General features: G+C 36.3%; 7 protein-coding genes and 1 pseudogene. 3 read left to right on the top strand and 5 right to left on the bottom strand.

Annotated elements, in window-relative coordinates; all coding sequences use genetic code 11:
* Nucleotides 1-62 precede the first annotated feature (62 nt).
* Entirely contained in the window at nucleotides 63-266 is a 204-nt protein-coding gene (locus FJR05_RS13165) for a hypothetical protein (RefSeq protein ID WP_168644529.1), read from the bottom strand.
* 119 nt (nucleotides 267-385) lie between these two features.
* Nucleotides 386-3598, bottom strand: a complete 3213-nt coding sequence (locus tag FJR05_RS13160) for a PAS domain S-box protein (RefSeq protein ID WP_168644528.1) — start codon at nucleotides 3596-3598, stop codon at nucleotides 386-388.
* 787 nt (nucleotides 3599-4385) lie between these two features.
* On the opposite strand from FJR05_RS13160, the gene FJR05_RS13155 reads away from it, so the two are divergent.
* A complete protein-coding gene (locus tag FJR05_RS13155) occupies nucleotides 4386-6995 on the top strand; it encodes a substrate-binding domain-containing protein (RefSeq protein ID WP_168644527.1) in 2610 nt (869 codons plus the stop codon).
* 101 nt (nucleotides 6996-7096) lie between these two features.
* Here FJR05_RS13155 and recJ read toward each other — a convergent pair whose 3' ends face one another.
* Together recJ and FJR05_RS13145 are read right to left on the bottom strand one after the other, a co-directional pair.
* Nucleotides 7097-9403 carry a single-stranded-DNA-specific exonuclease RecJ gene (gene recJ, locus FJR05_RS13150; protein WP_168644526.1) on the bottom strand — a complete coding sequence of 769 codons (2307 nt, stop codon included), beginning with the start codon at nucleotides 9401-9403 and terminating at the stop codon, nucleotides 7097-7099.
* 69 nt (nucleotides 9404-9472) lie between these two features.
* Nucleotides 9473-10279, bottom strand: coding sequence for a PD-(D/E)XK nuclease family protein (locus FJR05_RS13145; RefSeq protein ID WP_168644525.1), 807 nt, complete (start codon nucleotides 10277-10279; stop codon nucleotides 9473-9475).
* 35 nt (nucleotides 10280-10314) lie between these two features.
* Between FJR05_RS13145 and FJR05_RS27310 the strand changes: the two are divergent.
* Both FJR05_RS27310 and FJR05_RS13135 read left to right on the top strand, forming a co-directional pair.
* Nucleotides 10315-10434, top strand: a pseudogene (locus FJR05_RS27310) (hypothetical protein); the annotation flags it as partial.
* A 56-nt stretch (nucleotides 10435-10490) separates the two neighbouring features.
* The gene (locus FJR05_RS13135) at nucleotides 10491-10676 is read left to right on the top strand and encodes a hypothetical protein (RefSeq protein ID WP_168644524.1); all 186 of its coding nucleotides are present in this window, start codon (nucleotides 10491-10493) and stop codon (nucleotides 10674-10676) included.
* A gap of 197 nt (nucleotides 10677-10873) precedes the next feature.
* Here FJR05_RS13135 and FJR05_RS13130 read toward each other — a convergent pair whose 3' ends face one another.
* Nucleotides 10874-11659 (bottom strand): glycoside hydrolase family protein, encoded by a 786-nt coding sequence (locus FJR05_RS13130; RefSeq protein WP_168644523.1) that lies wholly within the window; start codon nucleotides 11657-11659, stop codon nucleotides 10874-10876.
* Nucleotides 11660-11915: the final 256 nt, after the last annotated feature.

Raw genomic sequence — 11915 nt, 5'->3', positions numbered from 1 at the left:
ATTTTCATCGCAGATAAGTTAGTATTTGAAGCAACTACCCTCAATACATCTACCCCTACCTATTACTCAACTTCAGCGAGCGCTTCCAAATGAAAAGCCACATTTTTCAGTGCCATTTCAATTTCGTTACTATAAGAAAGACTTCTCCATCTTGGCGCTGTGGCATGATCCAAAGCAGTTGTATCCAAGTATTCTGCAAAAACTATCAGTTTTTCGGGGTCTGTTGCGGCTGTTGCCAACTTTGCTAAAAACTCTTGAGGTGTCATAGATTTGCCAGGAAAGAATAAAAGTCTCATCAATCGGTCAATTCTATGAGCATAAGTGCTACCATCCCCAAAAATCTGTTCAAAATACTCAAATATTGGTAATTGATAATTGAGTAATTTTATTCTCCTTCCTTCCTTCTGACTCCTGAATGGTCACTGAGCGAAGTCGAAGTGCTGACTCCTGAATGGTCACTGAGCGAAGTCGAAGTGCTGACTCCTGACTCCTTTAGTACATAACTCAATGTTTCCAGCAATTCCTGATTAGTGTAGGGTTTTGATAAAATCGCGGGAACTTGATTTTCATTACTTGGTTCCAGCATATTTTGGATATTGCGTCCACTACAAGCAATTATTTTCACTTGAGGATTGATTTTTTTCAAATTGGAGATAGCCGAACTTCCATCCATTTCTGGCATCATCATATCCATCAACACTGCTCTAATTTGCTGTTTGTAGAGTGCATAAATAGCGATCGCCTCCATCCCATTTTTAGCAGTAATAGTTTGATAATTATAACTTTCTAAAATAGTCTTCGTAACTTCCAGCACCTGGGGTTCATCATCCACCACCAAAATTAACTCTCCCCGTCCTGGATAAATTTCACCATAATCCGGTTCTAAAGGAATAACTTCCTGATTTACCGATGGTAAAAATACTTTAAATTTACTGCCTTTCCCCACTTCACTATCAACATTGATAAAACCTTTATGACTTTTAATTGTTCCTAGCACCGTTGATAGTCCTAATCCTGTTCCTTTGCCAATATCTTTAGTAGTAAAAAATGGCTCAAATATTCTTTCTAATATTTCCGGTGGCATTCCCGTACCCGTATCTTCCACCGTAATTACAATATAATTCCCCACAGCAGCATGATGATTTATCCGTCTCATCTCTTCACTAATATATAAATTTTCCGCAGAAATAGACAAATTGCCACCATTAGGCATAGCATGACCAGCATTAACCATTAAGTTAATTAATACCTGTTCTAGTTCATTTTTATCCCCAGATATCGTCCATAATTTTGGCGGGATATCCGTGAAAAACTTGACAGATTGAGGAAACGAAAATGTTTCCTTCGCCATCTGAATAGTATCCCTAATCAAATCACCAATCTGAATAATTGTATATTGAATCTCTACTCCCTTAGCAAAAGATAAAAGTTGTCTCACCAAAGCTGCCCCTTTCTTAGCATTAGCCTCAATAGTTGTTAGCATTTGTAAATAACTATCTTTGTCTAAAGAAGATTTACATTTTAGCAATTGAGCATATCCTAAAATCGGTGTTAAATGATTATTGATATTGTGAGCAATCCCACCAGCTAAAGTCCCAATACTTTCCATTTTTTTAGCATGAATTTCCATTTGTTGAGCGCGGTAAAACTGCTCTTCTAGTTGTTTCTTTTCAGTAATATCAGTATCTACCGTGAAAATAGATTTAGGTTGTCCATCAGCATCTAACATCAATGTCCAACGACTTTGAACAACAATTAGTTGATTCGATTGTGTCCGTTTGTGTAATTCACCCTGCCAACTTCCCAATCTCACTACAGTTTGCAGAGGAATTATCTCTTGCTCATGGGAAGTTGAATCATAAAAAATATCCTTGGGATTCTTGTGTAAAACTTCCTGCTGTTGCCAACCATATATCTTCTTGGCACCCTCATTCCAAAAAAGAATTTGGGCTTGAAAATCACGGACGAAAATTCCATCAGTGGCAATATCTAAAAGGGCAGCTTGTTCATAGAGTTGCTGTTCAGTTGCTTTCCGTTCAGAAATATCCCTAGTAGTACCAATCATCCGCATTGGTTCACCATTTTCATTACAGTAAACTTTTCCTCTCGAACTCAACCAATTTAGACTACCATCACCACCAACTATCCGATACTCACAGACAAAATCAACTTTTTTCTCAAGAGATTCACTCACCCGTTTTTTAAACCGCTCAAGGTCTTCAGGATAGATTAACTGGAGAAATTCTTCACAATTAGGAGATAAAGCATCAATTTGTAAACCATACATTAAACCCAAATTAGGAGACCAGAGAGTTTTATTAATTTGGATATGCCAATCCCAGATCCCAATGTTACCTGCTTCCAGCGCTAATGTGAGTCGGGCTTCACTTTCTTGTAAGGACTCTTGAATCTGTTCCCGTTCCAGGATTTCTTGTTGCAATTGCTCATTAGCAATCACTAATTCTGCCGTGCGTTCTTTTACCCTAGTTTCCAAGATATCGCTATCTTGACGGAGGGCTGCTTCTAATTTCTTGCGATCGCTAATATCAGTTATTGACCACAATAACCCAGTTCGGTTACCTTCACTATCAAATATAGAATTTACTCTCAAACTAGCAGAAAATAGCGAACCTTTGCGAGGCTGGAAATCTATTTCCCATTCCTGTAAATGCTGCAATTTTTGCAACCAAGATGTGAACTGAGAACGATATTTTTCAGCAATATACACCACTAATGGCTTGCCAATCAGATGATCTTGACGCACAGATAACAAAGATGCTGCTCCATAATTAGCTTGCTGAATCATCCCTAAACTATCAGTTACTAAATAACCATTAGGTGCAAATTCAAATAAATTTTGATAACGCTGTCTTTCTGCTTCAGTAATTTCCCGCGAATACATCAATTGTTCATTTTGTTGCCGCAGTTCTTCTTCCGCAATTTGCAGTTCTTCTAAAGTTTCTTGAAGTTGCAAATTAATTTCCACACTATCAGCAACCTCTTCTTTCACCCATTGTTGTAAATAATTATAAGTTTGCCAGCGAATTACTTCTAATTGTTGATTAATTGGTATGTGTTTTGTATGAGAATTTGCAAAATTTTCCTGTAATGCCTCAGCCACACCCACTATTTTTTCTATATTTAAACCTTTTAATAAGTCTTTTTCATAGATAATACCGATTAAGTTGTCTTCTTCATCTACTATAGGTAAATGTTGAAGACAATGCTGCTGAAAAAGTGCCAACACGGTCAAAATCTGCTCAGAATCTGATCTTTTGAGTGTAATTGGTAGCTGATTCATCACCTCCACCATTTTCATCGCAGATAAGTTAGTATTTGAAGCAACTACCCTCAATACATCCTTAATCGTAAACACTCCTTGTAATTTCTTGCCCTCTACCACCAAAACATAGTCGTTTGCTGCTTGAGTTAGATGATTAACTCCAACCTGGTTCATCAACTTAATAGCATCCATCACATAGCTATCAGGACTAATAGTTAAAGGAGAATAATTAATAATTTGATGTAAATCAGGTAAATCAATTAATTTCTCATTCAGTCCATCAACTAATGGTTTTAATGGCTGTGTCTGATCCATAGATACTCCTGTAACCAGTTTCATACTGATAAAATTATGTTAATAATGGGTTACTAAAAAAAATCTTGTCGTAAAGTAGTAGTTAATAAATTGACCAAATAAGGATAGCCAGAATTTTATAAGATCAGTAAATTGATTTTTATTAAAAAATTAGGTAAACTGTAGTACATTTCCGATTGGTAATAGAAATATTATTTAAATATTTTATTATCTTATCAAATTGTATACTTAAAAGCTTATATATAAATTTTTATTTTTGTAAATATTGTCAATAGTGAGTGCTTACAACTTGAAATACGTATTTTTATAAAGATATAAGTTAAATTATTTCGATCTTGCTGCGACGAACACTATGGGAAATATTAACACATTCCTGGCTTAGTAGTGATTAGTTATACTAAAACTTAAACTAAATACAAAGCGCAATTATAAACCCTGTATTCACTTCACCTTGCTCTACGAGTTTAGATTAAGCATTGCTAAATTTCTACTGATTTTCAGGACTTCTGTTTTAATTTAATCACTTGTGTTATTACAGATAAAAATAACTCACGCTGTATAATTAACCCATCTTCTCAATCAATACCTTAGCCATTTTCTGTAGGTTGGGTTAAGCAACAGCAAGACCAAACACACTTATTAGGTTGCATAGTATTACTAGGCAAAGCTAACGCAAACACACAACTTACAAATCAAGGCTTTTCCAATTTGGACAAGGCATTGCTCAATCAAACCATATTTTGATTATTGGCGAGTAGTTCATTTATATTAGCTAAATCAGGGATATATGTGGCAACAACAACAAAAAGATAGTGTAATTATCAAACTGGCCTTACTAATGGCCATAGCTACCAGTCCAATGGTAGCAAATTTCTTGATTCCCTTACCCATTCAAGCGGAATCCAAGAGTAAGACTCCAGATTTTCCCCTACCGAAAACAGTAGAAAATGGAACGGTAGTTAAAGTTGATGGTTCTCCTAACGTCCTACTTGTCAACCAACGCTTAAAAGAAAACTTTGAAACCCAGTTTTCGGGGACTAAGGTAGAAATTGAGGCCAATGGCAATGAAGACGCTGTAAAAGCAGTTTTAGATGGTAAAGCAGATGTAGCATCCCTTGGTCGCAAACTCACTCCAGAAGAAAAAGCACAAGGTTTAAAACAGGTGCTAGTGCGTCGAGAAAAAATTGCCATCGTTGTTGGTATGAATAATCCTTTCTATGATGGCTTGACTACTGAGCAATTTGCCAAGGTTTTTCGCGGAGAAATTACAGATTGGTCAGAATTGGGAAATGCTAAGGGTAAAATTAGATTTATAGATCGTCCCTTTGATAGTGATACTCGTAATTCCTTTGGTGAATATTCAGTATTCAAATCTGGTCAATTATTAACAGGTGCTAATGCGGTGCAAATGGTGGAAGATAACACACCTAACATTATTAAAGAATTAAGTAATGACGGCATTAGTTATGTGTTAGCAAGTCAAATTTCTAAAGTGCCAGATGTGCGGGTATTAAAAGTACAAAATTACTTGCCAGATAATTCTAAATATCCTTTTTCCCAGTCTTTTGTTTACGTTTATAAAGAAAATCCCAGTCCTAAAGTTAAAGATTTTCTAGGTTTTGTCTTAGCCAAACCAGGAGAAGATTCTATAAAAGCTGCTAAAGAAGCAGAAGCAATTGCGATCGCAGCCAGATCAATACAAACTATGTCTGTACCTATGAATAACGTCTCTACAGCAACTCCTACAGCGACTCCTACAGCAACCTCTTTAGAAACCCCTTCAGTTTCTCCCAGTCCATCTTTAGTAACACCAACACCTGAAACATTAGTTATACCTGAACCTCAAGAAACGGGAGAGGAAACACAGTTGGTAAATCCCTTTGATAATCCCTCAATGATTACCAAAAATATGAGATTTTTCTTACTAATACCTTTATTGCTAATTGCGGGATTAAGTAGTTTTTTACCATTGTGGTTAAGAAGAAAAAAGCGAACTGCCAGCAAAAGTGCTTCGCTACCTATTGAAAAAGCCCAGACATCCTCAAATCAAGAAAGTGATTCTTTTCCAGAGACAATGTTTACTCTGTCAGATTCAGAAGCATTTGCATCCATATTAAATAGTAATGGGAATAGTAATGGTAATGGACTTAATGGCGCAAATTACTACAAAGAAGATGACGACCAAGAAATAACACCAGTCAGTAATATAGCCACTATAGATGAACCACAGACAACTTCCCCCAATAATCAAATTCAGGAAATGTCCGACATTAATCTTAATCTCAACTATGATGAAGTGGCTTGGGAGACAGAAAACCCAGTAATTGTCGTTAATAGTCACTTTCCACAAATTTTGAATATTCACCACCAGCCAATTAATGCAGATATTTCCACCAATGAAGTCAGTAATATTCCATTAGAAGCACCAGAAACGCCTGTAACGCCCGCAACTCAATCTCATCAAAAGATTACATCATTATCAGAATTACTTGGTATTACCTCCACACCAGTTAAGCCAGATAACAACCTAACAGAAGTTCTGAATCTAACCCCAACACCTCAACCAGTCAGCCAACCACCACAAACTCAAGATTTATTATCTGACTTACCACCTGACTTACCACCTGATTTATCACCTGATTTATCATATGACTTACCATTCGAGTTAGGGGAGGCTTTAAACGCCATTACTAGTCAAATGACGCTCAATACCCCGGAAATAGAAGAAGAGATATATCCTACTCCCTTGCATCTCCCAGCGACAAATGAAGCCATAGCAATGGAATTAGATGCTGAGATAGAAGCCTGGACTCATATTAATCCCATCAATGCGACTGGAAATACTAGAATTATTTTCACACCCCGCACTCCCAAATGGGCTTATCTATCTTGGTATATTTCTGAAGATCATCAACAAATCTTACACAATCAAGGATTTACCATTTTGGCTATCCGGCTCTATGATGTTACCAATCTTGATCTCAGCTATCAGCATCCTCAGTTCGATGCACAATACGAATGTGAAACCGCAATCAATGATCGCTATGTACCTATTCCTAGAGGTGAACGGGACTACATGACAGAAATTGGTTATGTAAATAATGATAATCAATGGTTGTGTTTAGCACGTTCTGGAACAGTTCGGATTTTCAGCCGTCCCAGTACAGATTTCTGGGTCATTGTTGACACAGAATTGGTTTTTCATGGTGTTACAGAAGCAGGTGCAAATGTTACTATTGATGGTCAAAAAGTCAAGGTCAATCCTGATGGTACATTTAAGTTAACTGTTCCTTTTGTGGATAATTTAGTTGATTATCAGATAACAGCTACTTCTGCTAATAGAGAACATACCAAAACTATTGATAAGAAGTTTTTTCAAGAACAAAAAGAGGGTTAGAATGTAGGTTGGGTTGAGTCTTTGCGAAACCCAACAAAACCTAATATGTTTGATGTTTAAATGTTGGGTTTCCTTACGTCAACCCAACCTACGAAATGAGATTATTTACCAATCATGGCCACAATAATAGATAAAGGAACATGAAAAAAATAATCTCGTTGAAACTGTTCTTCTCTGACTGCGGCTAAAAATTGGTTAATAACATGATCGGCAGGTTGCAGATGATGTGTAGAATCCCAGATGATTTGTAAATGATTATCTTGACGTTGGATGATAAATCCTAAATGTTTTAATGCTTGAAAACCCAAATATAGGCTTTGGTCACTAATACCTAGTTTCTCTAAAAGTTGGATTCTGGTAACAGGTTGGTTTGTGCGACTGAGGTATTTAGAAATTCCTACTAAAGTTAACCAAATCTCCTTGGGAGTTAAATTCTGGGGTTTTCTCCAAGCAATAACTAATTGTTTTTTCTGATTTATTGATTGCTTGAACCATAAACGTAAATTATCCCAATTAGTAGGACAATCTTGCATAATTAATAATGTTTGTTCTGAATTTATTTCGGTTGAATTTTTCTGATTTCGCCAATCTAAAATCAATGCTGAGGTTTTGGTTTTTAATTCGCTTTCCGTATTAAGACGTACAGCGACTAATCTAATTTCATAACGTTTTTTAAAGCTGTTGAAATCAATTTCAGCAATACAATCACATTTACCAATAGGCAATTCTTCTTTATAATGTCCCCACCAAATCCCCGGAAACGGATTGTTGGTAGAATTATCTCGAATGTTGAAGTCAGTTTTAATATATTGGATTTTATTTCCTTTTAAATCTTCTTGATTTTTATGCCAAGAATTTTCAAACCAACAGTTTTTAATTAATAATTTGGGAATAGGATTGCCCATTCCATAGGGTTCTAATAGTTTTAATTCTAAAAATAAATCTTTGCCTAAATCGGCAACTGTCACCACTAAATCAGCTTGTACTGTCGGAGTGAGGTTTATTCCTCCTAAAGATTGACGTAATTTCTGGTTAATTGCGGCTGTAAATAGGGGGATATTTTCTACTAATAAACTCAAACCCGCTGCAAAAGGATGTCCGCCAAAACGATGTAATAAATGGGCTTGTTCTTGAACTAATTGATATAAATCAACGGAGTTAATAGAACGGGCTGAACCACGCGCTAGAGATAGGCTAGAATCTGTCTGATTTTCCTTTGCTTCTGTACTTAACAAAATTGTCGGTCGCCCTGTTTCTTGGGCAATTTGTCCGGCAACCAGACCTAAAACACCACTTGCCCATTGAGGATCTTCTAAAACGATGACGCTGGTGGTTGATAAGTCTAATTGACTGAGTTTTTTAGTAACTTGGGCTTGGACATCTTTTTGTAAAGATTTGCGACGGGAATTAGCTAATTCTGTTTCTTCTGCAAGTTGTTGACAACGCTGCATATCTCGACTGGTTAATAGTTCTACACAGAAATTAGCGTCACCATGAATGCGACTGACGGCGTTAATCCGAGGTCCTAAACCAAAGGAAATATCTGTGGGGCGATCGCCACTTTTCTGGCATAATTCTAATAACTTCCCTACTCCCGGTCTTCTTCTGGTTGTTGGTGGTTTTTTAAAATCTGTGTGTAATTGTTGGATTCCCAACTGTGCCAAATAGCGACAATCACCACTTAATTGGACTAAATCGGCAATTAATCCCACTGCAACTAAATCTAATAAATCTGTTAATGGATGTTCGGGAATATCTGGCAAACTCATATATAATGCTTCCACCAATTTATAAGCAACTGCCACACCAGAAAGATGATATAAAGGATGTTCTTTGGCTAAATAACGCGGGTTAATAATGGCGACAACTGGAGGGCGTTTTGGTGGTAATGTATGATGGTCTGTCACAATTACATCTATCCCTAAATTTTGGGCATAGATAATTTCTGAAATGTTTGTACTGCCAGTGTCACAAGTAACAATTAACTTACAACCTTGGGCGGCTAAATTATCAATTCCTGGTTTATTTAAACCGTGAGATTCTGTTAACCGATTGGGAATATAATAACTTAATTGACGATGTTGCGGAAAAAATTCACCCAAACCATCCCATAATACCGCAGTCGAGGTAATTCCATCGGCATCAAAATCTCCCCAAATAGCAATTTTTTCTCCTGTTTTTCCGGCAGTTATTAACCGTTGCACAGCCAAATTCATTTCTTGTCCAAATTCAAAAGAATTGGCAGGTTGATAACTTTGATAATTAATAAAAGCTGCTAATTTTTCCTGATCTTGAATTCCCCGTTGCCAAAATAATTGAGCAGCAAAGTTACCACCTGTTGCGTATTTTTTGACTAATTCAATAAACCAATCTGGGGGTTTTTCTTGTGTTGTTAAAATCCATTCCATTTTCAACCACATTCTAACTTCTGTATTTCTTTCTTTGCGCCTTTGCGTGAGACAATCTTATTCATTAACTCAAAGTGATACTTCGGCAATATTTTCCAAACTAGGAAAATTTTGGTCAATATCTATAGTTTCTTCTTTGATTTTTTGACGTTGACACCTCATGGCATATTGACAAGATTCACATATTTTCTGGGATTTGGCAATTTGTGGTAATGATATATCATTTTGATAATCTTTTACCCATTGTGTGAGATTGTTTAATAGTTGATTTAATTCCTGTGCTGTTTTTTGATGTTCTTTTTCATTATAACAAAATTTAATATTTTTAGTTTGCTCTTTTGATTGCACAAACCAGTAAGTCAGGGAAATATTTTCTAATAAATAGTTGCTAGTTTCTGCCATAACGTACAGATAAAGCTTTGTTTGCCAATTTTTAGCTAATATTTCTCTTTTTGGTGGTTGGGGATAGGTTTTCCAGTCGAGAATTTGGGCTTGATTTTGGTCAGCAATTAATAAATCATAAATGACTGTCAGGAGATAATTGCCAATTTGTAATGTTCGATAATGTTCGCTTTCTCGAAAGGTTTGATGATCAATATTAGTTATAAATATTTCTGGAGCAATTTTACTAAATTCAGCCATCCAATCTTGCAATTGAGGATCTGCCTGTAGTAATTTATTAATAGGTAAATCCATTTCTCGCTGCTGCATTAGCAAGTGAAACCGACTACCTAAAATTTGATATTCTTCGTGTGTAGGATCTAGAGGAGTATTTAGTTGTTCTAAATAGCTATGTTGAAATTTGCGTGGACAAGCTGCGAGTAGATTTAGATGTCCTTGGGAAAGTCGGAGTATGGGGGTAGAAGTTGGTAGCATGATTCTATACAATAGAATAGGGATTTACAAAGTTTCTGTATCCAGAATCTGAGTGTGCAGAGGTAATAAATTATCAGCCAGAGTCCTGTAGTAGCTGTGGGGGGCAGTTAGAAGGAGAAGACGCTAACCCATACAGACACCAGCAAGTAGAAATACCACCAATCAAAACTATTGTTATAGAACATCGGTTACACCAACTCGAATGCGGAGAATGCAACTATGTTGGGCGCATTTCAAAAGAGATTTTATCAAAATATCCGAGCGTAGTGGAGTATCCCAGCAAATTGGTACAGCACTTTTAGAACAACAAGAAAAATTATGGTTCTATCGTTTCCTTTATGTTATTTTTGGTAAAATATCCCTGAAAGCCCTACCCCAACTGGATTTAAGGTTTTAATTTTTTCAAAAATAGGCGATCGCAAAGCACTTTGTCGAAATCGCTATTAATTTAAACCAAACCCATATACAGCAATGGTTATGGATATCTAAAAGGGATATTTAATCACAAGGGGAGCGGTAGAACCAAAATTTCTCAAAACCTCTTCACTTTTGCCTCTTGTCTGACAATGACGACAATTCTTAATGCCAACCTACTTAAACTGGAGTTAAAAATAGATTAGCTTCTGCCTGTCTTCTTCGTCTTAATCCAGCTTCTACATTGCTACCAGGATTTCTGTATTTCAGAAAGGTTTCTTCAATCTCATCCCACTTTTTATCTCTCAAAACTCTAGTCATGCTTGAGAATCTGGAATTACCATAAAAGTTAGCACCCAAGTTATAACCAAAACTTAATAAAGCACCCTGTTGATTGGCGTTTAATTCATTCCAAACAGGAATTTTTTGCAGAGGTGGAAGATAGCTATTCTCTAGCTGAAGCATCAATAAATCATCTGCTTCTTGTTGAGTGATCCTTTCACCTAATTTCCAGTTACTACCATCTCTTTTTTTTGTAGTACCCCAACCAATGGTGATAGGTAAATTACCACTCAGAGGATCTGGATAAGCTTTTAAATAACAACCTTCAAATTCTTTGATGAGAGGAATACCTGGAAGTGGTAGTTTTCCAGTTGTTCCACCAAAACCTTTTGTAGGGGTGCTTAAAGTTGAGGATGATGTTGATGATGGTGCGCTTTCTGTTGCTTCTTCCAGGGCATTATTTAAGGCATTTTGAGTATTTCTCCCAACGATACCATCGGTTTCAAGTCCTTTTTGACTTTGAAATTGTCTAACGGCTTTGAGAGTATTATTCCCAAAATCACCATCTATTGTTCCCGGATTTAGATTCAGTGCTGTTAAGATTTCTTGGAGTTGTCGAACTTTTGATCCTGTTGCACCTTTTCGGAGAGTTTCACCGCTATTGAGATTTAATTTGCTAGGCATTGTGTTATTCTGGGGACTGGATTTAATCAATTTAATAATGAAGAAAAAGCAAATCTAAAACTTACTTTTTACCTATCTTGCTGATAGCTGATAACTGAGGGCTGAATGCTTAAACAGAATCATTATTACAGTTATTACCAGTTAATTCAACTAAATTTTAAAAACTTAACAAATTATTAGTAAGTACACAGGCAAAATTAAGTAGTTTTTCACTCTCCCCCCACTTTCGAGAGTTTATAGGGTAGGTAGAAGTAGG

It is taken from the genome of Dolichospermum sp. UHCC 0259, assembly GCF_009711935.1.
Classification (GTDB): Bacteria; Cyanobacteriota; Cyanobacteriia; order Cyanobacteriales; family Nostocaceae; genus Dolichospermum.
Note: the sequence above shows the minus strand (reverse complement) of the source record. Positions and strands in the feature narration are given on the sequence as shown.